Raw genomic sequence first — 23,510 nt, forward strand, 5'->3', positions numbered from 1 at the left:
TCCACTACTCGAAAAACCGCTTCAGATACATCCCGGTATGCGAGGCTTCATTTTCAGAAATCTGTTTAGGCGTGCCTTCTGCAACCAGCGTTCCGCCGCCATCGCCGCCTTCGGGTCCCATATCGATGATCCAGTCTGCGGTCTTGATCACATCCAGGTTATGTTCGATCACGATGACGGTATTGCCGTGATCGCGCAGGGTATGCAACACATTCAACAATTGCTTGATGTCGTGGAAGTGCAGGCCGGTGGTCGGCTCATCCAGTATGTACAAGGTTTTTCCGGTGTCGCGTTTGGACAGTTCTTTGGCGAGTTTTACCCGCTGCGCTTCGCCGCCGGACAGCGTGGTCGCATTTTGTCCCAGGGTGATGTAACTTAAACCTACCTGAACCAGAGTTTGTAATTTACGGGCTAATGTCGGCACCGGACTGAAAAATTCGGCCGCATCTTCTACGGTCATGTCCAGCACCTGATGGATGGTTTTGCCTTTATAGCGGATCTCCAGCGTCTCCCGGTTATAGCGTTTGCCGTTGCACAAATCGCAATGAACGAATATATCCGGCAGAAAATGCATTTCGACTTTGATCACGCCATCGCCTTTGCAGGCTTCGCAGCGGCCGCCTTTGACGTTAAAGCTGAATCTTCCTGGCGTATAGCCGCGCGAACGCGCTTCGGGCGTTGCCGAAAATAATTCGCGTATCGGTGTGAACAGACCGGTATAGGTGGACGGATTCGAGCGCGGTGTGCGACCTATCGGGCTTTGGTCTATATCGACGACTTTATCGAAATGCTCCTCCAGGCCTTCGATCGCGTCACAAGGCGCGGGAATGACTCCTGCACGGTTGATTAACCGGGCCGCGTGACGGTACAAGGTATCGTTAATCAGCGTCGATTTTCCGGAACCGGATACGCCGGTGATGCAGGTAAACAAACCGATAGGGAAGGCAATATCGACATTTTTCAGATTATTGCCGTGCGCATTGCGGATGGTGATTTGTTTATCTTTATCTGCCGGCGTTAATGTTTCGGGAATGGTAATGCCGATTTTTCCCGATAAATATTGGCCGGTTAACGAGTCTTCATTATTAAGTATATCCTCCAGGGTGCCTTGCGCAATGATGCGTCCGCCATGGACGCCGGCACCGGGGCCTATATCGACAATATGCTGCGCCGAACGGATCGCATCCTCATCATGCTCGACCACGATCACGGTATTGCCCAGGTCGCGCAGGCGGAACAAGGTGTTCAGCAAGCGCTGGTTGTCGCGTTGATGCAGGCCTATCGACGGCTCATCCAGCACGTACATCACGCCGACCAAGCCCGCGCCGATTTGGCTGGCAAGACGGATGCGTTGCGCTTCGCCGCCGGAAAGCGTGTCCGCACTGCGATCCAGAGTTAAATAGTCGAGTCCTACATTGACCAGGAATTCCAGTCTTTCCTGGATTTCCTTGACGATTTTTGCCGCAACTTCGCCGCGTTTTCCAGGCAGGTTCAGGTGCTTAAAAAAGTCTAAAGATTTGCGGATCGGGAAACGGGTCAGATGGTGTATCGGCAAATCTTCAACAAACACATTTCTGGCGGAAATATTCAGCCTAGCGCCCTCGCATACGTTACAAGGTTTTTGGGATAAATATTTAGCCAGTTCATCGCGCACCATTTGCGAATCGGTCTCATGGTAACGCCGTTCCATATTGGCAATAATGCCTTCAAAGCTATGGCGTTTCTTTTTGACCGAGCCGGTTCCGACCATGAACTTGAATTCAATAACTTCAGGGCCGCTGCCGTAAAGAATAATCGCCTGAGTTTCTTGTGACAATTCCGAAAACGGCGCTTCCGGGTCGAAGTTATAGTGCCTGGCCAGCGAACAGATAATTTGATAATAATAGGCATTGCGTCGATCCCAGCCGCGAATCGCGCCCCCGGCAAGGCTGATGTCGGGGTTATGAATAATCAGCTCGGGATCGAAATGCTGGCGTACGCCCAAGCCGTCGCAACTGCTGCATGCGCCTTTGGGATTGTTAAACGAGAAGATGCGCGGTTCCAGTTCGGGCAGCGAGTAGCCGCATTGAGGGCAGGCGTAGCGCTCGGAAAACATCAACTCGGTCGCGTCATCAATGCAGGCGGCGATCGCGATACCGTCGGCGATGCGCAGAGCCGTCTCGAAGGATTCGGATAAGCGCAAGGCGATGTCGTCGCGAATCTTGAAACGGTCGACAATAACCTCGATGGTATGTTTCTTTTTTAAATCCAGCACCGGCGGCTCATCCAGGTCGTACACGGTGCCGTCGATTCTGGCGCGGATGAAGCCCTGGGCGCGCAGGTCGTCTAGCAACTGGATATGCTCGCCCTTGCGGTCATTGACCACCGGGGCCAGCAGCATCCAGCGCTGATCGGGTGCTTGCGACAATACATGGTCAACCATCTGGCTGACCGTTTGCGCTTCCAGTGAAGCCTGATGTTCGGGGCAACGCGGCGTACCGGCGCGGGCATACAGCAGTCTTAAATAATCGTAGATTTCGGTGATGGTGCCGACGGTGGAACGCGGGTTGTGCGAGGTGGATTTTTGTTCAATCGAAATAGCCGGTGACAGGCCTTCGATATGGTCGACATCGGGCTTTTCCATGATCGCCAGAAACTGCCGGGCATAGGTAGAAAGGGATTCTACATAGCGTCGCTGTCCTTCGGCATAAATGGTGTCGAATGCCAGTGATGATTTGCCCGAGCCGGAAAGACCGGTGATGACGATGAGTTTATCTCTGGGCAGATCGAGATCGATATTTTTCAGGTTATGTGTTCTGGCACCACGAATGCTGATCGTATCCATTAAATAATTCCGGCAATTTAAACAACCATATAATATACGTTCAAAGTTATCCTAATACAAACAACGAACACTACCGCACTGATGCGATTAGCAGGTTTTAAATAATGATCAACACCTTAAATTCATTCGTTTTCAAATATATTCGGTTTATCGAAATGCTTGGCGTGCTGATGCGAATTTTCAGCTTCTCCCTGGTCAGTTGGCTGGGCGCGGAAAGTCCGTTTCTGTTTGTGTGGGCTTTCAACACCACAGATGCAGTAATCCTTTCCTGGTGTTCGATACTCAAGAAAGACAGCGCCTATACCTTGCTGAACGTGTTCTGGATTATGGTCGGCATTATTGGAATGGTTAGAGCCAGTCAAATTTCAGTCATTGATGTTAAAACCATCTGGCTGCATTTGATAACCCAGACCATAGCGCTGTTCAGTTAAACAGCAACCCAAACACAAATGAGCGAAACCTATAAATAAAGCTTGTTATAATGGACGCCATTAAAATAATGAGATAAACCACTGGCTTAGTCCGGCATTTGCAGTTGATTGTAAAGCCTGCGCTCAGCTGCGTTTGTTTTTCTTGATAATTCTGGTTCAAAAAGGAGAAGCTGGTTTTGACAACAATGCAAGACATTACAAGCTCGATGACTTCATCGGAAAAACGCGCTACCTGGTCTTTGGCGGGCATTTATGCTTTGCGGATGCTGGGGCTATTTATGATTTTGCCGGTATTATCTTTATTTGCCGGGCAGCTGGAAGGCTCAACGCCTGCGCTGATCGGCTTGGCTATGGGTATTTACGGTCTACCTCAAGTTCTGTTGCAAATCCCTTTCGGCTTATTGTCGGATCGCTTCGGTCGCAAAAAAATCATTATCATCGGCTTGGTGTTATTTTTTATCGGTAGCGTGATTGCTGCACTATCGACAACCATTTACGGGGTTTTGGTGGGACGGGCTTTTCAGGGTGCCGGTGCGGTTTCGGCCGTCATTATGGCGCTGGCTGCTGATTTGACTCAGGAGGTTCATCGCACTAAAGCCATGGCGATTATCGGGATTAGTATCGGTGCATCGTTTGGCGTCGGCATCATAGCCGGGCCAATTATTTCCGGGTTCGGCGGGGTACAGAGTGTTTTTGCGGTAACTGCGGTACTTACCATTCTGGCTATTTTAGCGATAATTTTTATCGTCCCCGATCCTCATCAATCCAAATTGCATCGGGATGCCGAGTTCGTTCCCGAAGAAACCATGCAGGTGCTGAAAAACCCGGATTTATTGCGCCTGAATTACGGTATCTTTACCTTGCACCTGATTTTAATGGCCATTTTTGTCGTTGTGCCTTCGTTGATGAGGAGTGCGGGATTATTGGCTGGGGATGAGTGGAAGGTTTATTTGCCCGTTTTTGTTATTTCGATGGCATTTGCCGTGCCGTTTGTGATCCTGGCGGAAAAAAAACGTAAAATGAAACAGGTGTTTCTGGGTGCTATCACGGTGTTGATAATGGCTGAATTGGGCTTGTCGGCAGTTCATCAAAACCTGATCGGGATTATAGGGTTTTTATGGCTGTTTTTTTGCGGCTTTAACCTGCTGGAAGCGACACTGCCTTCGTTAATATCAAAGACCGCTCCGGCCGATTTAAAAGGCACGGCTATGGGCGCCTATTCAAGTTCCCAGTTTATGGGGCTGTTTATGGGCGGACTGGTGGGTGGCTGGTTTAACGGCGAATTCGGGGTTACGGCAGTGTTTTTATTTTGCGCCGCTGCGGCTTTCAGCTGGTTGCTGGTGTCTTTTTGGATGCAGCCTCCCCGTTATGTGGCAAATCTGCTGATATCGCTGGAAAAACTCAGCGAACCGGATGCCAATGAATTCATTGCCGAAATGGGTAAACTCAGCGGTATAGAAGAAATCACACTACATTATGAGGAGGCTTTGGCTTATCTTAAAGTCGACAATCAGCAGTTGGATAAAGACAAGTTACAAAGTTTGATTACACAGTACGTCAGTGCTTAACCCGATAAAATCCGCGAAAACAATTGGAGAAATAGATGCTTAATAAAGTGATGTTAATAGGAAGGTTAGGTGCCGATCCTGAGGTGCGTTATTTGCCTAGCGGCAGTGCCGTTACGACCATTCGTCTTGCGACTTCCAGACGCTGGAAAGATAAGCAAACAGGGGAGCGTAAAGAAGAAACCGAATGGCATCGTGTGGTGTTTTTTAATCGTTTGGCTGAAATCGCCGGTGAATATTTAAAAAAGGGCAGTCAAGCCTATGTTGAAGGCCGTATTCGTACGCAGAAATGGCAAGGTCAAGACGGTCAGGATCGGTATAGTACTGAAATCGTTGCCGACAGCATGAACATGTTGGACAGCCGTAGCGGTAGCGGCGGCACCGCCGAGTTTGGTGGTGATCAGTCGCAGGGCGGATATTCGGCGCCTTCATCAAGACCGGCCAATCAGCCCAAGCAATCGGCACCGCAAAACGATTCCGGTTCATCCATGCCGCCTGCGCCGCCACATTATGATGACTTTGATGATGATATTCCGTTCTAATCGATACAAGCGGTATAACGCCTCATTCCTTTAACCTAGAAAAATCATTTGATCCACGAAAAACACAAAAAGCACGAAAATATTCAAAGAGATACCAAGTTATAGGTATCACCCAAAGGGTGAATGACTGCGTAATACAACATACTGATTTCTTTCGTGTCTTTCGTGCTTTTCGTGGACTAACTGCGGTTTTTAGGTTTAAACCTAAAAAATCAGTTGAGCTTAATAAATTTGAGGGCAAATGGTAGTTATGAAGTGTGTTCGGCAATTTTCATTATGCCGTTAATTACCTAAAATGGCTGTCCGACTTTCTCATGAGACCCATTTACCTTTCGGGTGATACCTATAACTTGGTATCTGTTTTGACTGTTTTCGCGCTTTTGCGTCGCTTACTGTTGGTTTTCGCGGATCAAATGAATTTTCTAGGATAAATAATATCCCGGGTTTCTCCGGCAAAATACCGGATCATGACACCTATCAGGGTGAACCGTTTTCGACGCTGTTTTACAGTGGGTATACCCCAAACCTGAGCTTTTTTGCTCATCAGCCAATGCGACTCGTCGTTGCTAAAATTCTATTTGCTGCCGCTTGCACAGAAAATACATCCGAAAGCAATTGCTTGGCGTTTTCCCCCAGAGTTTTTCTCAACAAACTATCATGCAATAATTTCAAAGCGTTATTGAGTAAGCCTTGATCATCCCCGTTAATAGTTATCAACCCCGCCCCTGTTTTTTCCACAATATCTTTTAAATCATTATCAGGATTAACACTGCCCAAAATGGGCTTTTCTTGAACCATATAGCCCAATAACTTGCCGGGAAAGTTATGCGTCGTATGATCGCGATGCAAGCTAAATAAGCCTATATCAAACTCAGCCAGCATTTTTTTAAATTCATCTTGTGTAACCGGAGGAAGCAGGGTCATATTATTCAAATTATGTTGCGCTATCGAATTACGCACCAGCTCGACTTCATCCCCTGCACCCACTAAAACAAAATGTGCGTCCTGTTCGGAGCGCATCGCTTTAGCCAAGCGAACTATATTCATCATGTCTTGCGCATGACCAATATTGCCGCCGTAAAAATACACCACTTTATTTTCCAAGCCCAGCTTTTGGCGGTAATAGCTTTTACCTGCAGGAACCGGATCATCAGCGGCCCAGTTATATAAAAGATCTAACGGCTTTTTGATGGTACAGGTTTTTGAAAACCAGGCCAGATTCTTTGGCGATTGTACGCCTATCGTATCGGCGGCACGGTAACTTAACGACTCAAAAAATCTGAAATAACGGGTGATCGGTGACTTGGCGCTTAACATGCCGTTGTCGATCACCCATTGCGGAAAAAAATCACGCAACACTAAATAACTGGTAGCTCCCCACAATTTCTTTAAACGATTGACCAACTGTCCCCAAAAAATGGTAGGTGAATAATAAATAATTAAATCATGCGGATGTTGCTGAAAATAGGGTTTATAGGCTTGCCATGCATGGTAAGAAAGCAGCGTTTCGTTGATGGCCCGTTTTACTTTGGAAACATTCTTTATCTCGCCGGAGCGGAAACGGCAAACAGTAACGCCGTCGAGTTCCGAGATTTCAAATCGACTGCTCAAACCCGGAGCGGGAGTCACAACGGTAACCGTATGCCCATGTGATACAAACTCCGATGCCAATTCATGCATCATTTTGGCGCCGACTTTTATACTCGTCGGCAAATAATCATCGATAATTAAACAAATTTTCATAATATTTTATTTTTTTGCCAAACCACGCGATTAACGTAATCGGTATAGGAAAGAATAATCCGCACAACCTTATCGGCGACATTAGGCATTGAGTAATCACTAACGGGGCGTGTCACTCTGACTTCAATATTGCCTTGGGCTTCTAAAACCATCAAGCCTTGCATAATGCGCTCTTTATTCAGTCCAACCATCATTACCGAAGCTTCTTCCATCGCTTCAGGCCTTTCATGAGCTTCGCGAATATTCAGGGCAGGAAAATTCAGAATAGACGATTCTTCAGAAATCGTGCCGCTATCGGATAATACGGCTTTTGAATCTAACTGGAGCTTGACATAATCGATAAAACCCACAGGTTTCATTAGGTTAATTAACGGATTAAATACGACCCCCGTTTCCTCAATTCTTTTACGGGTCCGCGGGTGCGTAGACATAATGATAGGCAATTGATAATGCTCAGCCATCGCATTCAAGGTGTCTATCAAGGCAAAAAAATGGCGGTCAGAACTGATATTTTCTTCTCTGTGCGCAGAAACAACAAAATACTCGCCTTTTTTAAGATCCAAGCCATCAAGCACTGAAGACGCGTTAATCTCTTCAAGACGGGAATGAATAACCTCAAACATCGGGCTGCCGGTTTTTATAATACGATCCGCCGGCAAACCTTCTCTTAACAGGTACTCTCTGGCAATGTCGCTATAGGTCAGATTAATATCGCTGATATGGTCGACAATTTTACGGTTCGTCTCTTCAGGAACTCGCTGATCAAAACAGCGGTTGCCGGCTTCCATATGAAAAATGGGGATTTGGCGTTTTTTGGCCGGAATCGCACAAAGACAACTGTTGGTATCGCCTAAAACCAGAAAAGCATCCGGTTGTTCTTTTTCCAGGACAGGATCAACATTAATCAGGATATTGCCAATGGTTTCAGTCGCATTTTTTCCTGCTGCATTCAGAAAATAATTCGGTTTTCTTATGCCGAAATCCTGGAAAAATACTTCATTGAGTTCGTAATCATAATTTTGCCCCGTATGCACCAATACATGCTCGATGCTTTCGGTTGCATCCAGTTTTTTAAGCACTGAAGAAAGCCGGATAATCTCAGGTCTTGTACCAACTACAGTCATTACTTTTAGTTTTTTCATATTAAACCTTGCTTGCAATCGTATCAGGTCGATCGCGATCAAAAATCTCATTGGCCCACAACATCACCACCATTTCTTCCTCACCCACATTGGTAATATCATGCGACCAACCCGGAATGGTTTCCACAATCGTGGGCTGTTCACCCGAAGTAACCAGTTCGTAAGTTTCGTCGGTCAGAATGTGACGAAATCCGAAACGCGCCTGTCCCTTGATAACCAGAAACTTTTCAGTCTTGGAGTGATGATAATGCCCGCCACGGGTAATGCCCGGATGCGCGGTAAAGAAAGAAAACTGCCCGGAATCCTTGGTCTTGAGCATCTCGACAAAAACGCCTCGAGGATCACCGAATTTCGGCACTTCATAAGCAAAGGCCTCGGGTGACAAGTAACTCATGTAGGTCGAATAAAGTGCACGTACCAGGCCGGCTCCCACTTTTTCCGAAATCAACGAAGTACGGCTATCGCGGAACGCTTCCAGTTGCTGCGCCAGTTCGCCAACCGTAGTCTGATACTGGATAGGCACAGAGCAAAACTCCGTAGCCTCAAGATGCAGCTTGTTTGTTAGTGCACGAATAAATTCGTCGACGACATCATCCACATAAACCAACGATAATGCGGCATTGCTATCGTTAATTTGAATCGGCAAGCCTGTTGCGATGTTATGGCAAAACGTTGCTACCGCCGAGTTATAGTTAGGTTTACACCATTTGCCAAAAACATTGGGCAAGCGATAGATATAAACCGGTGCCCCGGTTTGTGCGGCATAGCGTCGTAAGGTCTGTTCAGCATCAAGTTTGCTTTTACCGTAAGGATTATTAAGCGCAGCCTGTGTTGAAGACGTGAAAATAACCGGCACTTGCCGTCCGCAGTCAAGCAGTGCCAGACACAAGCTCTGTGTAAGGCCTGTATTGCCGGATACAAACTCTTCCGGCGATGGCGGGCGATTTACGCCGGCTAAATGCACAACCGCGTCAATATCTGAAATAAGACCGGCCAGTTGCGTTTCAGGCATTTGCCGTGAAAACGTGACCGTTTCAAAGCCTTCCAATTCGTTAAGACGAACCATCAGATTTTTGGCGACAAATCCGTTTGATCCAGTAACTAAAATCTTCATAACTGTTTAAGCTCCCATGCCTGGAGTTCATCCTTGATGTAATCCAGCTTCATCAGCAGCTCAACCATACCGTCAACATCCAGGCGTTCGGTATTCTCTGAAGTATAATCCGGCTCTTGAGATAGCTCCTGCTCCCCTTTGTCGTAATACATCCCGTAATTCAAGTCCCTCGTATCCGCAGAAACTCTAAAGTAGCCACCTAAATCCGCAGCTTTCAAATACTCTTCTCTACTCAACAAGGCTTCATGCTTTTTTTCACCATGCCGTGTACCCAAAATGCGAATTTCATTATCGGCATTGAAGATTTTCTTTAACGCTTCCGTCAACGTTAAAACTGTTGCGGCAGGCGCTTTTTGCACAAACGTATCACCCTGTACACCATTCTTAAAGGCGAATAAAACCAGATCAACCGCATCGGGTAAGGACATCATAAAACGCGTCATATCCGGATCAGTGATGGTCAGCGGTTTGCCTGTTTTAATCTGCTCAACAAACAAAGGGATAACAGAACCTCTGGAGGCCATCACATTACCATAACGGGTATTACACATGGTTGTCCCGCCTGCCGGCACATTGCGCGATGTCGCAATAGTCACTTTTTCCATCAATGCCTTACTCATACCCATCGCATTAATCGGATAAACGGCTTTATCGGTACTTAAGACAATAACGTTTTTAACGTTATTTTTAATCGCCGCTTTCAGGGTGTTTTCAGTACCCAGAATGTTGGTTTTAACGGCTTCGATCGGGTAAAACTCGCAAGAGGGCACTTGTTTTAACGCGGCGGCACTAAACACGTAATCAACACCACACATTGCAGTATCGATACTGTCAAAAGAGCGTACATCGCCAATGTAAAACTTGATCTTATCGTTGTTATAGAGGAGCCGCATATCGTGCTGTTTTTTTTCATCACGGCTGAAAATGCGAATCTCCTCAATGTCAGTATTGAGAAATCTGTCCAGCACAGCATTGCCGAAAGAGCCAGTGCCGCCGGTGATGAGTAGTTTTTTACTTTTAAACATGAATAATCCTTAAATTTTAAATTGAGTTGTATGGCTAATCTAGCCAAATTTTTTCTGCAAAAAATCTCTAGAGTTTCCTTAGTGAGAGTCTTTATGGGTTAAAAATGGGCGATATTTTCATCTAAATAAAGTCGATATTAAGAAATGCGATACCAATCAGCATGTTGATTTCATCAGCACCATAGCTTCAAGAACTGTCAGCCAGCCGGGTTGGCAGGTTTTTTGTTTGCCAGCACTTTAAGAATCTCGTCAATGAGCAACTCGCGGATGGCGGCAACATCCCTGTTTTTGCCGAGCAGGGATGTTGCCCACGCACGCATCTCTGCTTCGGTGCGATTCGGATCAAGATCCAGCAATGTCGCCAGGTAGCGCGTATCGTCGATCCCTTCCCGAAAGCCCTCCCACTGGACAGTATCAATGACGCCATCGGACGTTGGATAAGTAAACATGTGGTCGCGGTAGCGTTTCTTGGGGTCGTCAAAATCGTTCCATGTCGCTCCGAAGGGAAATTGATAAGCGAAATTCATGGCGCCGTCATAGCCGGCGGCAAACATGCCAAGGCCAAAATTCTTGCGATAAATCTCAGGGTCTTCGACGCCGACTTGAGGATTGGCATACAAAAACACCTGACTTGCCCCATGGCTGCGCCACGCTGCAATCTCCTCTGCGGTTCTTTCGCCGGCGAGTACCGGGGCGTCGAGTAGGTTCCCTGCTGCCGCGATAGAATCTACGGTGGAGGCTTTCGAATTTACCGCCGTAAACACCTTGGCCCCCAACTGGTGTACTGCTTCAAAGAAAGGGCGCTCCTGAGCCAAAACAGCCAAGGAAGCCTCATCAACGCCGTAGAAATGCACATTGGAAAAAGCGTTTTTGGCGGCCACCTTCATGACTGAGCCGGCCACATGTTTGAATTTCTGTATTTCTTCTGGAGTAGAAGAAGACAGATGGATCCCGGAATTACCCAGTTCATATAGGCGGTCAGTGGGAAGACCGGCAGATTTCATCATGGTCAACCGTTTTTCCAGGTTGGCAAGGGGTTCGTAGACGGTAGGATACTTTATTCCATGATCGCGCATGTTGGTGAGTTCGGCCATGATTTGAGCGCTCGATTTGGCATTGGAAAAACCCGGCTTATCGCCCTTAGACAGCACCGACGAATAGTAAATGCCGTATTCAAGACGCGACTGGCTCAGGGTGAACGGTAAAACCGTCAGGCTCAAGTTAACCGTGTTGGCGTGTCCGTCGGCGTCACGGATATTTAAAGCCCCCTTATAAAGTCCGAGCTTGGCGTTATCCGGCACATGAAATGTTAGCCAAATTTGCTGGTTGTAGTGGGGTACAAGATTAAATGGCTGCAGGGTTTTGGCATCAGATATCGAAGCTTCACCTGGAAAAGTCGCAGCTGGCGCAGTGATGTCGATGTAAGACTGTGGGGCGTTCGGCAATGTTACCCGTAGCGCATTGGTTTGTGCCGCTGCGTCAACCCGCACCAGGCTGTCATCTTTTAATAACAGTTCGGATAGATGATGCTTGTCTGGCGTGTAATTCACTTGGCCATCGTTGGACTGATACCAGCGCTTCACGACACGGATATCGATATTGGATGCGGAAATAACGCCTCCGTCAGCCGCCACAAGATCGGTTGGCTGGATAGCGACATTGGATACGCCGCGATGGGTTGCGCGGATCACAAACGATGCGGCTTCAAATGTGCCGCGCGCCATGCGAACAGAAAGTGGGTCCATGTTTTTGTCCTTCGGACGCGGCCCATTGGGCAGTTTTTTTGTCGCTGGCCAAGGAAATATGACTATATTTTCAGCGCTCGAATCATCCTCGAGCAACCCATCAAGCACTTGCCAATGGTCGCTCACTTTTTGCAGAGACCGGGCAGGGGTTTTTAATGCGCCTTTAAAATTATGCAGTACCTCTGAAAAGGCTGATTCAGCGCCCGCTAACAACTGAACTTTTTCTGGACTGGCTTTGGCCAGATACTGTTTTAATGTGTCGATTTTGCTTTGGTTTTCTGAATTGACGGATTCCATCCTGACGAGATGGGAAGCCCATGCTTCTGTCGTTGATTTTTTGTATGGCTTTGGATCGTCAACAGCGCCTTTAATCGACAACTCGTCGATATAAACTTCAATCCTGTCGCCGGGTGAACCGAAAACATAAAGTCCGACCTTGTCAGTCCAGAATCCCGTGTCTTTGTCGGTCGCTCCGTAGTCGGCAAGAGCCTGGGGCATCCTGGCCGCGGCGATCAGATCCGACGTTTGCGTGACCCATGCCGTGGATGGCTGGCTTAGACGCTCAATGATATTGACACCGCTTATTGGCGACGGAGACAAGGAGACGTTCGTTCCCAACGATGCGGAACCGTGTCCTTCGGCTTCCTTGACATGGATTTTTCCGCTGAAATTCAGTTTTCCCCTTGCCGATGGGATAGGGGAGAGGGGTATATAAAAATACGCGTAGCTTGCTGTATCAAGCGTTATGTCGAGTTTGAAATATCTGTTCCCTAAAAGGGGAACGTCTTGTTCCAAACCTTTGAAGTTGACGGTGTATGTCCCATTGCTTGCCCAAGGGCGAAAGGGATCCGAAGTTTCAAAGTTTTCACTGTAATTAAAATCATACGCATGCACTAATGGGTTTGATAATAACCAGCATGCGACAATGAACAGGCTTCTTTTGCAAATAATAGTCAGGTATGGCATGGCTCTTTTATTCCGATTGATGGGTGATATTGTTGACAGAAGCTGCGAGGAACAAGCCTACATAAATCAGAGCATTAAACCAATAGCAGCCTGATCAGTAGCAGTGGCAGCCAATTACCATTAAAATTTCCGGTTTTCAGTTGGAAGGATGGCATAACCCAATAAATTTTATCTCTGCTGCAGGAATTAACAATAATCTGCATCGTCATCTGACGACACCTTATCTACTACAATATATTCAATATCAGGGTAAGCCGGGGCAAAACAAAATAAATTACATCAGAAATTGTCGGCTGATTATTGTACTGAGGTAATGACAATGATTTTGACGCACCAGTTCTAGTGAAATAATTGCTCTATATTAATTGTTAGCGAAAATAGGTTTATTGTCATGCAAAAGCCTGTACTTTCCTTGCCTGAACAACAAAAGAAATTTTTTATGTTTTTCAATATCTTGATCAGGAAAACGTTTTTTTATGAATTTTGCTGGCACGCCAGCATAAATTGAATAGGGCGGCACATCTTTTGTCACAACTGAATTTGATGCAATAATACTGCCTTCTCCTATTGTGATCCCACGCATAATGGTTGCGCCATGCCCTATCCATACATCATCATGGATAACTGTCTCAAGCAATTCATAGTTATTTGGCCTGCCAGCTAAAGTAACTGGTACTCCGACAACATCATGTATATGATCATTACCAATAATATGAACGCTATCAGAGATAAGAACAAAGTTTCCCAAACTGACACTTGGGCCTATGAAGCATCTATATCCGATTTGAACACAAATTCCAGATTCAAAGTTTTTTAGTATCTTAGTATCTTTCCCTACTAATAAGAATTTTCCAACAGTTTGATTACGAAATAGCTTGCCAAATACATTAAACCGCAATATTGACGGAAAATAATATCTAATTAACCTATAGAAAAAATAAATATCAAATTTCATAACAAAGCCATCAAGATAGTGAATTGATTGAGTCAACAGCATTTAAAACCATTTTTTCCATTAACAAATTCTCTTTTGCATAAGTTAAACTATTTTCACTATAGGTCTTTATCTTATCCTTATTTAAGGAATTAATAAATTCAACCATATCATTAACATCTTCAGCTATGTAACTGTTTTTTTCGTTCAAATAAGCATATTCGACACATTGCTTTATTTCTGGCGAACGTTTAAATGTTAGAATCGCTTTTCCGTAAGCCAGCGCCTCATTTGCAGACAAACCTATCCATGCTGGTTGCAGGTATAAATCAGCCAAATCAAATAACTCATTTTTTATATGCGTATCATAAACTTTTCCAAGGCACAGCACATTTGGCATTCCAGTAAAATCAGGCCTGTACTGGCCTTCACCGATAATTATAAATCCGAATTTAGAAGGATCGAGTTTTTTAATTAGCTCAAGCAGCAAATCAGCACGCCTTTCTAATATCGTAAACCTTGCACAAAAAATAAAATTAATTGGCGTTTTTATTCCATACTTAGCCAATAGATATTCCTTATCTGATTGCGGCCTATTCAAAATATCAGCAACATTGATCGTATTATTTAAAGCGGTAATTTTATTTTCAGGGAAATATTTTTTGTAGATAGTTTTTTCCGCTTCGGTGTATAGCCATATATGATTAGCTAACTTATGAAACCAGATGCGAAAAGGATGCAGATTTTTCTCTTCTTGCAGATAAGAATGAATACTAATCCCATGCCCCCACAATATAGTTTTGACGCGAAACAGTCTTAACAATATTAACAATAGCGGTATGGTTATGACTCTTATTTCACCGCTCAATATAACCAGGTCATAATTACCTCTTAAGACAGAAAAGAAATTAAATAATTTTATCTTGGAAAAAATTTTTATTGATTTTAATTTCTTTACGCTAATGGAAGAAATATCAAAATGTTCTTTTATGTTATCAACATCATTTTCATAAACATAAATATCTATATCAAAATTCTTAGCAAGGGCATTAAAAAAATCTTCTCTGTAATGCGAAATTCTTGGATAAACTATAGCTATTTTCATATTTAAGACAACCTCCAATTCGTCACAATTTTTTTACTTGCATGACAGAAAATAAGGTAATCATAAAACCCTTTTCGACAAGCTTGAATGGTGTCAGTAATAATAGTTATTTTTAATATATTGTCGTTCATATTATATTGAATAATCCATAGTGATTTCATAAAACAATTGCCAATTTTCTTCGAGGAAAGACAACAAATGTTTAGCTTAAATATAGTGTTTTTATTTTAATATACTGTTATTAACCTTCGATGAAGGTAAGGTATTTATTAATCGCTAAAACCTCATGAAATCGAATCTATAAGGAGAGCACATATTAGATGAGTTATAAATAGTTGTTAAATACAGAACAAAATACAATGTTACTAGTCCAGTTGGAATAATCCTGTATTTCCTGCTTCTCCAAAGATCAATTACAATAATAGCCAAAACAACTGAACGTAAAACAAGGAAATACACATTGACTCGACCTATCAACTGAAACGTAGAGAATAAGTTAAAAATAATTGCTCCACAAAAATATAGAATAAAATATACTTTTGTTTGTGGATATTTATCAATAACTGACTTGCTAAAAATCAGAATGAATATTGTAACTAAATGTTTAAAATAAAAGCCTAATCCTCGAACTTGTTCCCTGGCTTCAAATCTTTCAACATCCTCAAAATATTGCAGATAAGCAGATAAAACTGGAATTAACTCGAACAGGTTTTTAAATACAGTTGTTATTCCGTTAATTAAAGCAGGTGTATTTGAAAAAATAAATGATGCTATAAAAGCAACTATCCAAAATTTCTGATTATAAAGCTTCTGAAAAGGAACAAAATATAAAGGAGCAACAAGCAAGATACTGGTGTGAAATAGAAAACCAAAAATAATTAATATCAGATAAACCTTATAGTTTCGCGTAATTATAAATTTAATGGAACATAAAAATATACTTGCTGCAACAAATTGCCTAACCCCATTCATAGACCAAAAAAAGAATTCATCAGTTATAAGAAAATAAAGAACCAATGGTAATAAGGCAGCAGGTACGCTTTTAAAAATGAAATACCAACTTATAAAAGCAACTACAAAAAACATTAATGTGTAACTGCCGCCTAGTTCAGCAACAACCTTATTAATCGTCCAATAACCCCATTCCATGTGTGCATCTTGAAAAGAAGCTGATTTATTCAGTCGTATAAACTCGAAAGCATCTTTATAACCTTCCCAATCAATACCAACATAATATCTAAAGCCAACAATAAAGCTAATCAATAAGAGGGCAATAAAGTGGTTTATCCGTAATCTATTTGGCCGTGTAATTAAATCAATTGCACTGTCCTGGTAAGCATGGGTTTTTAACAGTAGCAAAAAAATAGATAAAAAGAGTACGGGCACATATATAAAATATGTAAAAAGATCTATCATAGGGGTGTCTAATTATTGTAATGCATTAACAATAGCTTACGTAATATTTTTGGATATTTCATAAAATGAAACTCAAGAATATGAAAATATGATTTTGAGCATTTGACATGGAAATATAAATATTTCAAGTTACTCAGCAATTCAATTGCTTTATTAAAAACATCTGGAGATTTTGTTGTGCCACATAACGCGCTATTCATGCAACGAGCAATATGAATTTCAAAAATATGCTGTACTTCTGGTTTTAGGTTGTTTGTTTTTATATATTCAATGTATGATTCAATTACCCTAATGTAGTCCAGTTTTCGAGAATAATCGACTGACCTAGTAGTAGAGTCTTCTCTAATAAGTACGTTGTAAAAACATTTATTTAAATAAGAAAATGAAGAAGACTTCTCAAAAATTTTTAGCATAAATTCATTGTCTTCATAAAAGATATTTTCCAGAAAATAAATTTCATTATCCAGTAAAAAATCTTTTTTATATACATGAAACGGAACGCACACACTAAATTTATTCTCTAATAAAACTTCGTGCTGGTAATATATCTGATGTGGAATATGATGGCACGATCTTATTTGTGCGGTATCGTTATAGGTACGGCGATCTGCTCCGTCAAATCTTAAAATATCTAAATTGTGAATATATAGATATTTGACAATCTCGGAAATAGCATTTGGTTCTATCCAGTCATCAGAATCAATAAACCAGATGTATTTACCTTTTGCAAGTTTCACCCCATTATTTCTTGCTGTACCTTGTTTTTGATTTTTTTGAGAAATAACAGTTACATTTTTATTTTTCTGTTCAAAATCCCTGACTATATCAAGACTATTATCCGTAGAGCCATCGTTAATAACAATAATTTCGTAATTTTCTTGGTCAGCCGTTTGATTTAAACAACTATTTAAACACCGGGATACATATTTCTCGGTATTATAAACAGGGATTATAATGGATAATTTTATCATGAAATAAAAATCTTATAATAAACTGTTTTTAAGAAATTCAATTGATTTGTTTCTTTCTTTTTCTAATATTTTTTCTACTTCATCATAATTAATATCATTTACAAATATTTCATCTTCATTTATTTGGCTCAAACTTGTAATAAGTCTTGATTCCAGGCCAACTAATTTCAGTAAGTTTTTCAAGCGTGTTACGCCAGTTCTTTCATTGGAAATACAAATAAATTTTTTGCGAAATATAATGGAAAATGCCACGCAATGAAATGAGTCTGTTATAACAATTTCAGCATTTTTTATATAGAAAAGCCATCTGCTGATACTATTCAAAAAATAGAGATGTTTTTTCGGTGAAATTGTTATTCCTCTGATTTTTATGAAATTTAAATTATTTTTTGTTGCTAAATTTTTGAAATAAACTTCTTGATTCAGAGACTCATCGAGTAACATATAGGCTATGTAACTATGAGGGCTTGTTTTATTGAGCTGTGTACGATTTGCAATTTCATGGAAGTATGTACTATCCAATACCAAAGTTGGATCAAGTACTTTTGTTCCCTCTATACCCATTATGTCTCTGCAAATATCAACTCCTGATTCTTCTCTAAGAGATATTGAATGAAATCGATTCATCAGCTTACCGACATGCTGAGTTACTTTTTCATTGCCATGCCACTGGTCTATTCCGAAACTTGCAGCATAAGCAATTTTTGGTTTGTCATCGTTAACAAAATCAAAGAAATATTTATAAAGGTACGTGTGATTATCTCTATACCTCCATACTTGATCACTGCCAACAACAAAATAATCTAGGGAATTATTCAATTCTTTCAGATCGTCAATACTATCGACCTCCTTAAGAATATTGGGTATATACTCTTTTCTAAATAAATCGAATTGAAATCCAAGTACCTTTTTTAAAGCGAAAAATACCTTCGCTTTAAAAGATGGATCTTTTGGGATAAAGTTAATAATATAGGGTTCGTAGCCTAACTTTTTAATAAGCTGATAAATGGAATATGTTTGTAATACAGCGCCATAATTGTCCAGGGAGTGATGAAATGTTAATATCCCGACTTTTTTGTTTTCTGATTTAAGCATGTTTATTTGTTTTTTTATTAAAAATTACGATTGAATTAAAAATATCTATTTATTATTCCGGAAAATATAATCATATTTCGGCCCTGCTTTTTTCCTTTAAAAACGTATTACTAATTTTATTTTACGTTTTTAACGTATTTTTTTTAAATAAGTATGTATCGCAAAAGTTTGCATCATAACATCCTGATTTCCAGACCAATGAAAAGTAAGTATACCTATTTTCATCTTATCGGGACTCTCATCAATATTTCATCAGTAGAGCGCCTCAAAGATAAAGCTGTTTTAAATTTATCCTGTGGTATCCCGACTGCAACTAAGCAAATGACCTTTTCGGAATCTGACATATTTAATAAATTATTTACTTTTTTATCAGAATCATTATTTAGCCCCCAATGAGCAGGACATGCAGCCACTTTATAATAATGCAAAGCATATAAAAGGTTCATTAAGAAAATGCCCCCGTCAATATATAGCTGATTTCTCTCCCCAACAGAATAAAAATAGTTCCGGTCACTTACCACCACTAACAATTGTGATACCTCATCAGAGTGCCCTTTCAATCCTTTTTGAATTGCAAAAATATTATCAATATTCTTCTTGTCATCAATATAATACACTTTTACAGGCTGTCTATTACAAACAGAAGGTGCATTTTTTGCAAGTTCAATTACATTTTGTATCGTATCAAATGGAATTTTATCACCGGTAAAATCTCTCACGCTACATCTTGAGTTGGAAAAATGATAAAAGTCCTTATCAGAGTTTTCAAAATAGTTAACGAGTTGGTGTTCTTTAACGCTAGACAAATTTGAAACAGAATATTCCTTGAAAAGATCATAATCTGCTTCATCAAAGTAACTAGAAATGTCGATATTGTGCTCTACATGTGATTCATAATAACTACATAATGCTAAATAGGCTGCTGCAATTTGAGTTCGATGTCGCTTAGATATTACGTCTTTTCTTTTTAATAATTGACATAATTCTATGACATATTGTTTTCCAAATTGATGCTTTATTTCTTTGTGAAGTAATCCCTTTTCTAATGAGTGATATTTTAAAATTATTAATGTCTCAATTTTATTGAATGTATCTTGCTCAAAAACAATAGAATGTTTTTTGTACAACAAGTAATCTAAATAGAAATTTCTAGGGAGAGATATAAAACGTTGTTTATATAAGCTCAGTTTTCCGTAAGAATTATTTCCTAGAAAAAAATGAACTATTTTTTTTATTTGTTGCATCAACTGCATCCTGTTGTCTGTGTAATTTTTGTTGATATTATGGTGAAACATCTGCGGTAATATTCTTTTTATCTCTCTTTAGTTTTAAAAACAAATTTCCGCAATTTGTTTTTCATAAAAACTTGCTCTTCATTTCTTAATCCTAACAAGTATATAGAAATTGTAACCGATAGAATCGAAGCTATACCTACAGTAAAGAGCTGGATTAATTCCTGATTAATATTACATTTCAGTATTAAAGGAAAATATACAGTCAAGTACTGGATTAATTCTTGATTAAGATTATATTTCAGTATCAAAGGAAAATATATGGCCAAGTATTGGATAAATTCTTGATTAACGCTGTACTTAACTATCAAAGGGAAAATAACCGATATCACCGCAACCAGTAAAATAGGAATTAATACGGTCCGTGTAAATTTAAGAATAGACAAATTTAATAAAGGTCTTAAAATAAAAAGCCTTGCAAGCAGGGCAATGATAGAAACAGAAATACTCACATATAAAGTTATCTCTGGAGGAAATCCTTTTTTTAATAATACATATGAAATGGGTAAAATTAATAATAAAAAACCGCCCACCACCGCTTGATATTTTTTTATTTTTCCGGTTGCCTGAGCTGCCGTCATTAAAGGGCCGGATATGCAATCAATTAATGTATTTATTAGCACCAACCTACAAAATAGAACCGTATGTTCCGGAACGATTTTTAACCACCATCTAAGAATGATTTCAGCTTCCATAAATATGGGTAGGGCGATAAAAAATAGTAAAAAAAAAGAATACTTTGAACCTTGAAATATTAATTGATGCATATACTTCCTATCATCGGCTGCATAGGATTTGATGATTTGTGGATTCATAGCCATTTGGAAGTTAATCACAAATCCGCTAACAGCTCCATTGATTTGAAAGGCTATGCCTCTTGCCGAATTGACAATCGGGCCGAAAAAAAGATTCAGCAATATATTTACGCCTTGCCCCATTGCTATAGCCGCTATATTGCCAAAAAGATTCCAGCCTGCATAATTCATCAAGGTTTTGTATAACGATTTTTCCCAAAAAAAACGGTAATTCGATTCGGGAAAATTACGTTTGCAATAGACTTTATAGGTCATCCAAACAATCACGGATACGCAAGAAATCAAAATGGCGTACATCTTTAATTTGTCATATCCAAACCGGACAAGAGCAAACACGACAATTAATTTTAATGCCACTTCGACAACACTGACAAAGGCATATACATTCATGCGTTCGTTTGCAATGATGGTAGCGTTATACGGAACGCCCATCATGGTCAGCACAAATGATAAAATAGAAAACTGGTATACCCAATTGGCTGCTTCCATTCTCTCTAGAGGGATAATCAACTTAGTATTCAGAAACCAAAGTCCTGCAGTTTCAGCCAAAATAATAACGATAAGTGCAATAATGACATGAATGTTAACACTCATGCTAAATACCTTTTTTAGCTGCTCGTAATCGTTCTTGCCTATTTCATAAGAAAGAAAACGTTGTGTTGCGGAGGACATGGCGCTGTTCAAAAAAGAAAACATTATCACCACGCCACCGACTACATTATAAATACCAAAGTCCACTACCCCTAATGTGTTCAGTACAATTCGAGAGGTATATAGCGTGACTCCCAACGTGAGCAGCATTCGAAAATATAACAATATTGTGTTTTTGGCGATTATTTTATTTTTAGACATTCAATATTATTTTATTTTGGATAAGCCCTAGAGATCAGGACTAATGGCATTTGTTATTTAAGCGCTAAAATTGTTCTATTTGGGTTACTTATTAACGCCAATTTGGATATATTCAAAGCCCATGGCTTCCATTCGCTGTTGTTTAAACTGATTGCGCCCATCAAAAAATAAGGGGGTTTTGAGTAATTTTTTTATTTCATCAAAATCGGGACTTCTAAATTCTTGCCATTCTGTTATTAATAATATGGCATCTGCATTTTTAAGGGCTTCGTATTTGCTATCGACATAACTGACATTTTTATTGCCTTTAAGGTAAAAGCTTTCCGCTTCGTGTCGTGCTTTAGGGTCGTAAGCCACTACTTTTGCACCCTGCGTGGTCAGCATATTAATAATGGTAATTGCGGCGGCGGCGCGCATATCATCAGTTTCGGGTTTAAATGCGAGTCCCCAGACGGCAAAGGTTTTGCCGGTTAAATCTTTTCCCAAGCGATTGATGACTTTATGGGCAAGCACGGATTTTTGATCGGTATTAACGGCTTCTACCGCTGCTAATAACCGGGGGTTATAACCATTATTTTTTGCTGTTTTAACCAGGGCTTGTACGTCTTTTGGAAAGCAGCTGCCGCCGTATCCACAGCCTGGATAAATAAAGCTGTAACCTATTCGATTGTCAGAGCCAATGCCATGCCTAACCTGATTGACATCAGCGCCAACTTGTTCACAAATATTGGCTATTTCATTCATAAATGAAATTTTGGTAGCCAGCATCGCATTGGCGGCATACTTTGTCATTTCGGCACTTTTAATGTCCATGCCTATAAACCGATCATTCTTAGTCATGAAGGGGGTATAGAGTTCGCGCATGATGTCCATCGCATTGGCGTTATCAGCACCAACGACAACACGGTTTGGTTTCATGAAGTCTTCTATGGCTGCGCCTTCTTTAAGAAACTCCGGGTTTGATATGACATCAAAAGTTAGGTTGCAACCGCGTTGATTTAATTCGGTTTGAATGGTTTCGCGCACTTTTTCAGCTGTACCCACAGGAACGGTCGATTTATCAACGACGACAACGTGGCTTTGCATATGCTGGCCAATATTTTTTGCAACCGCCAAAATATATTGTAGGTCGGCACTGCCGTCCTCACCCATGGGCGTGCCGACGGCAATAAATATTATTTTTGATTCGGTAATGGCTTTTTGGCTATCTGTGGTGAAATGTAAAGTGTTTTGTTTAAGATTTTCCTGGATCATTTCGTCTAGTCCAGGTTCGTAAATGGGCACAATGCCTTGCTTAAGATTGGCTATTTTGCTTTCGTCAATATCTACACAGGTGACGTCATTACCCATTTGGGCGAAACAGGCGCCACTTACCAGGCCAACATAGCCGCTACCGATCACACTGATTTTCATTTATTTATTTCCAGTTGCTTTATATCTACGTTAATTTTATTAAGAAAATATCTTATATGCATCGTATACCAATTATCAAACTTGCAAAGCAATATACCTTTGGGAAAGTACTCGGTGCCTGCCAATGTCAAAAGCCGTGTAAGTCGGATTAGCATGAGCGTAACCCGACAATTCCCGGAATGTGCCATGCGTACCTTCGAAGACTGTTAATGGTTTGTACCCATCTCCTTACACACAAATACTAAACCAGTCCATCTAGCTTGCGGGCTATCTGTATTCCATACACGCAGTCTTGTATTCTCTGGAACCCTTTCCATATGCTTTTAGCGCCGGGCTCTCCATCCGATTTCCTGCCTAAAAAACCACCTAACGTCGCTAAATTCCTTAGCACCTCATTAAGCGTAGGTGTTTGTTCTGGAATGTCCTTGTCGGCTAATACAAAAGAGGACTTCCATTCTAAAGGGTCAAATATCAAGTCTGCTGACAAGTCAGGACAGACCCGCCCTAATCGCATTAAATA

At 41.2% G+C, this 23,510-nt stretch carries 17 protein-coding genes and 1 pseudogene; 3 read left to right on the plus strand and 15 right to left on the minus strand.

Annotated elements, in window-relative coordinates:
- Window positions 1-4: 4 nt before the first annotated feature.
- On the minus strand, window positions 5-2,824 hold the full coding sequence (gene uvrA / locus RW114_RS06220) for an excinuclease ABC subunit UvrA (protein WP_340121868.1): 2,820 nt from the start codon (window positions 2,822-2,824) through the stop codon (window positions 5-7).
- Window positions 2,825-2,928: 104 nt separating this feature from the next.
- Here uvrA and RW114_RS06225 point away from each other — a divergent pair, with 104 nt between their 5' ends.
- From RW114_RS06225 to ssb, 3 genes are all read left to right on the plus strand, one after another.
- On the plus strand, window positions 2,929-3,255 hold the full coding sequence (locus tag RW114_RS06225) for a hypothetical protein (protein ID WP_340121869.1): 327 nt from the start codon (window positions 2,929-2,931) through the stop codon (window positions 3,253-3,255).
- A gap of 185 nt (window positions 3,256-3,440) precedes the next feature.
- Window positions 3,441-4,823 (plus strand): MFS transporter, encoded by a 1,383-nt coding sequence (locus RW114_RS06230; RefSeq protein WP_340121870.1) that lies wholly within the window; start codon window positions 3,441-3,443, stop codon window positions 4,821-4,823.
- A 35-nt stretch (window positions 4,824-4,858) separates the two neighbouring features.
- The gene (gene ssb / locus RW114_RS06235; protein WP_340121871.1) at window positions 4,859-5,362 is read left to right on the plus strand and encodes a single-stranded DNA-binding protein; all 504 of its coding nucleotides are present in this window, start codon (window positions 4,859-4,861) and stop codon (window positions 5,360-5,362) included.
- A gap of 543 nt (window positions 5,363-5,905) precedes the next feature.
- Here the strand turns inward: ssb and RW114_RS06240 are convergent.
- From RW114_RS06240 to RW114_RS06305, 14 genes and pseudogenes are all read right to left on the minus strand, one after another.
- The gene (locus tag RW114_RS06240) at window positions 5,906-7,105 is read right to left on the minus strand and encodes a glycosyltransferase family 4 protein (protein ID WP_340121872.1); all 1,200 of its coding nucleotides are present in this window, start codon (window positions 7,103-7,105) and stop codon (window positions 5,906-5,908) included.
- Window positions 7,102-8,247, minus strand: a complete 1,146-nt coding sequence (wecB, locus tag RW114_RS06245) for a non-hydrolyzing UDP-N-acetylglucosamine 2-epimerase (RefSeq protein WP_340121873.1) — start codon at window positions 8,245-8,247, stop codon at window positions 7,102-7,104. Before wecB ends, RW114_RS06240 begins: the two co-directional genes overlap by 4 nt.
- A 1-nt stretch (window position 8,248) precedes the next feature.
- Entirely contained in the window at window positions 8,249-9,361 is a 1,113-nt protein-coding gene (wbjC, locus tag RW114_RS06250) for a UDP-2-acetamido-2,6-beta-L-arabino-hexul-4-ose reductase (RefSeq protein ID WP_340121874.1), read from the minus strand.
- Window positions 9,358-10,386 carry a polysaccharide biosynthesis protein gene (locus RW114_RS06255; protein WP_340121875.1) on the minus strand — a complete coding sequence of 343 codons (1,029 nt, stop codon included), beginning with the start codon at window positions 10,384-10,386 and terminating at the stop codon, window positions 9,358-9,360. The genes wbjC and RW114_RS06255 overlap by 4 nt, the downstream gene beginning before the upstream one ends.
- 197 nt (window positions 10,387-10,583) lie before the next feature.
- Window positions 10,584-13,097, minus strand: a complete 2,514-nt coding sequence (locus tag RW114_RS06260) for a glycoside hydrolase domain-containing protein (RefSeq protein ID WP_340121876.1) — start codon at window positions 13,095-13,097, stop codon at window positions 10,584-10,586.
- A 444-nt stretch (window positions 13,098-13,541) separates the two neighbouring features.
- Window positions 13,542-13,719 (minus strand): annotated as a pseudogene (locus RW114_RS06265) (DapH/DapD/GlmU-related protein); the annotation flags it as partial.
- 343 nt (window positions 13,720-14,062) lie between these two features.
- Window positions 14,063-15,136: a glycosyltransferase family protein gene (locus RW114_RS06270; RefSeq protein WP_340121877.1), complete on the minus strand. Its 1,074-nt coding sequence runs from the start codon at window positions 15,134-15,136 to the stop codon at window positions 14,063-14,065.
- A 276-nt stretch (window positions 15,137-15,412) separates the two neighbouring features.
- A complete protein-coding gene (locus RW114_RS06275; RefSeq protein ID WP_340121878.1) occupies window positions 15,413-16,552 on the minus strand; it encodes an EpsG family protein in 1,140 nt (379 codons plus the stop codon).
- Window positions 16,553-16,560: 8 nt separating this feature from the next.
- Window positions 16,561-17,523, minus strand: a complete 963-nt coding sequence (locus RW114_RS06280; RefSeq protein WP_340121879.1) for a glycosyltransferase family 2 protein — start codon at window positions 17,521-17,523, stop codon at window positions 16,561-16,563.
- Window positions 17,524-17,535: 12 nt separating this feature from the next.
- Window positions 17,536-18,618, minus strand: coding sequence for a polysaccharide pyruvyl transferase family protein (locus RW114_RS06285; RefSeq protein WP_340121880.1), 1,083 nt, complete (start codon window positions 18,616-18,618; stop codon window positions 17,536-17,538).
- 221 nt (window positions 18,619-18,839) lie between these two features.
- Window positions 18,840-19,862 carry a nitroreductase family protein gene (locus RW114_RS06290; RefSeq protein WP_340121881.1) on the minus strand — a complete coding sequence of 341 codons (1,023 nt, stop codon included), beginning with the start codon at window positions 19,860-19,862 and terminating at the stop codon, window positions 18,840-18,842.
- Between the two features lie 68 nt (window positions 19,863-19,930).
- A complete protein-coding gene (locus tag RW114_RS06295) occupies window positions 19,931-21,577 on the minus strand; it encodes an MATE family efflux transporter (RefSeq protein WP_340121882.1) in 1,647 nt (548 codons plus the stop codon).
- Between the two features lie 84 nt (window positions 21,578-21,661).
- A complete protein-coding gene (locus RW114_RS06300) occupies window positions 21,662-22,990 on the minus strand; it encodes a UDP-glucose dehydrogenase family protein (RefSeq protein ID WP_340121883.1) in 1,329 nt (442 codons plus the stop codon).
- 241 nt (window positions 22,991-23,231) lie between these two features.
- Window positions 23,232-23,510 (minus strand): IS4 family transposase (locus RW114_RS06305; RefSeq protein WP_340121884.1); only part of this gene is annotated, 279 nt, incomplete at its 5' end.

This window comes from Methylobacter svalbardensis (assembly GCF_037671525.1).
Classification (GTDB): Bacteria; Pseudomonadota; Gammaproteobacteria; order Methylococcales; family Methylomonadaceae; genus Methylobacter_A; species Methylobacter_A svalbardensis.

What these genes read in the sequence shown, in the direction of transcription:
- wecB (WP_340121873.1), bottom strand. Translation starts at nt 8,247, where the DNA reads ATGAAAAAACTAAAAGTAATGACTGTAGTTGGTACAAGACCTGAGATT.
- wbjC (WP_340121874.1), bottom strand. Translation starts at nt 9,361, where the DNA reads ATGAAGATTTTAGTTACTGGATCAAACGGATTTGTCGCCAAAAATCTG.
- RW114_RS06225 (WP_340121869.1), top strand. Translation starts at nt 2,929, where the DNA reads ATGATCAACACCTTAAATTCATTCGTTTTCAAATATATTCGGTTTATC.
- RW114_RS06290 (WP_340121881.1), bottom strand. Translation starts at nt 19,862, where the DNA reads ATGCAACAAATAAAAAAAATAGTTCATTTTTTTCTAGGAAATAATTCT.
- RW114_RS06260 (WP_340121876.1), bottom strand. Translation starts at nt 13,097, where the DNA reads ATGCCATACCTGACTATTATTTGCAAAAGAAGCCTGTTCATTGTCGCA.
- RW114_RS06300 (WP_340121883.1), bottom strand. Translation starts at nt 22,990, where the DNA reads ATGAAAATCAGTGTGATCGGTAGCGGCTATGTTGGCCTGGTAAGTGGC.
- RW114_RS06255 (WP_340121875.1), bottom strand. Translation starts at nt 10,386, where the DNA reads ATGTTTAAAAGTAAAAAACTACTCATCACCGGCGGCACTGGCTCTTTC.
- RW114_RS06275 (WP_340121878.1), bottom strand. Translation starts at nt 16,552, where the DNA reads ATGATAGATCTTTTTACATATTTTATATATGTGCCCGTACTCTTTTTA.
- RW114_RS06230 (WP_340121870.1), top strand. Translation starts at nt 3,441, where the DNA reads ATGCAAGACATTACAAGCTCGATGACTTCATCGGAAAAACGCGCTACC.
- RW114_RS06240 (WP_340121872.1), bottom strand. Translation starts at nt 7,105, where the DNA reads ATGAAAATTTGTTTAATTATCGATGATTATTTGCCGACGAGTATAAAA.
- RW114_RS06295 (WP_340121882.1), bottom strand. Translation starts at nt 21,577, where the DNA reads ATGTCTAAAAATAAAATAATCGCCAAAAACACAATATTGTTATATTTT.
- ssb (WP_340121871.1), top strand. Translation starts at nt 4,859, where the DNA reads ATGCTTAATAAAGTGATGTTAATAGGAAGGTTAGGTGCCGATCCTGAG.
- RW114_RS06285 (WP_340121880.1), bottom strand. Translation starts at nt 18,618, where the DNA reads ATGCTTAAATCAGAAAACAAAAAAGTCGGGATATTAACATTTCATCAC.
- RW114_RS06270 (WP_340121877.1), bottom strand. Translation starts at nt 15,136, where the DNA reads ATGAAAATAGCTATAGTTTATCCAAGAATTTCGCATTACAGAGAAGAT.
- RW114_RS06280 (WP_340121879.1), bottom strand. Translation starts at nt 17,523, where the DNA reads ATGATAAAATTATCCATTATAATCCCTGTTTATAATACCGAGAAATAT.
- uvrA (WP_340121868.1), bottom strand. Translation starts at nt 2,824, where the DNA reads ATGGATACGATCAGCATTCGTGGTGCCAGAACACATAACCTGAAAAAT.